The 858-nt window shown below is 61.1% G+C and carries 1 protein-coding gene; it reads right to left on the bottom strand.

The genetic code is table 11. From position 1 onward, the window contains the following. Positions 1-112: 112 nt before the first annotated feature. Complete coding sequence (locus tag JWJ90_RS24110; RefSeq protein WP_011366978.1) at positions 113-790, bottom strand: T4 family baseplate hub assembly chaperone; 678 nt, start codon at positions 788-790, stop codon at positions 113-115. Between the last annotated feature and the right edge of the window lie 68 nt (positions 791-858).

The raw sequence follows: 858 nt of genomic DNA, 5'->3' as shown, positions 1-858 counted from the left end.
TCAAGCTGCCGCTCGAGGGCCTCGACGAACTGACGCCGGACCCTGAGCGGCAGCGAGCGGGTTTCCGACCAGCCCCAGTGCAGTCCGCCGTAAGCGAGAAAGAATGCGTCGCTTACAAGCGAACTCCTGGGAACAAAAAAGCCGGTTCGGCCTCCAGGCGGGTGCGGATCTTGGTGCCGCAGCCATCGCATTCGGTTTCGACCGAGGTGTCGATTCCCGCGTCGACCCGCGACATCTCCTGCCGCAGCGCGTTGCGGTCGCGCATCGACATTTCCGCCAGGCTCTTCTTGGAGGGAGCCTTGCCGTCGATGTCGAGGATACGTATGAGCATGGCCGAGCTGATATTGGGCTCGCGCAGGCTGGCCAGTCGCTTTTCCTTGTGGCCATCGAGATATCCGAAGCGCACGGTTTTCTTCGAGCCGGGCAGCTTGAAGGAGAACTCCCGCTCCTCGCCGTAGGGGGTGACCTTGAGATCCTCGAGATTGACGGTCACGAAATTGGTCATGCGGCAGGCGCTGTTCGGACAGCTCAGCTCCAGCTCCACCTCGTCCCCAAGGGAAATCTGGCGCAGGCGGACCAGGGCGAACAGCCGGTCACCCGAGAGCAGGTTCATCACCTCGGAAAGATCGGGGGCGGTCTTCTCGTCCAGCCGGACGAAACAGTTGCGGAGCACCTGGTTGATCGCCTCTCCGGAGCGGATCAGGCGCTGGTTGGTGAGTAGTTCTTCCTCAGCCCCGGTCATTTCCCGAAGCTCGAGTTCAGTGCCGCTTGGCAGTTCAAAGCTGTACATGGTCGATCCTCCGGTTTAGGTCCAGTATTGGAAGCAGATGGTGAGCTTCTCGATGGTGTTCTCGGTGT

It is taken from the genome of Desulfobulbus rhabdoformis, assembly GCF_016919065.1.
GTDB lineage: Bacteria > Desulfobacterota > Desulfobulbia > Desulfobulbales > Desulfobulbaceae > Desulfobulbus > Desulfobulbus rhabdoformis.
The sequence above is the reverse complement of the archived record's forward strand: the minus strand, read 5'-3'. Positions and strand labels throughout refer to the sequence as shown.

Bases quoted from the DNA above. Each gene is read 5' to 3' on its own strand.
- JWJ90_RS24110 (WP_011366978.1), bottom strand. From the start codon at position 790: ATGTACAGCTTTGAACTGCCAAGCGGCACTGAACTCGAGCTTCGGGAA.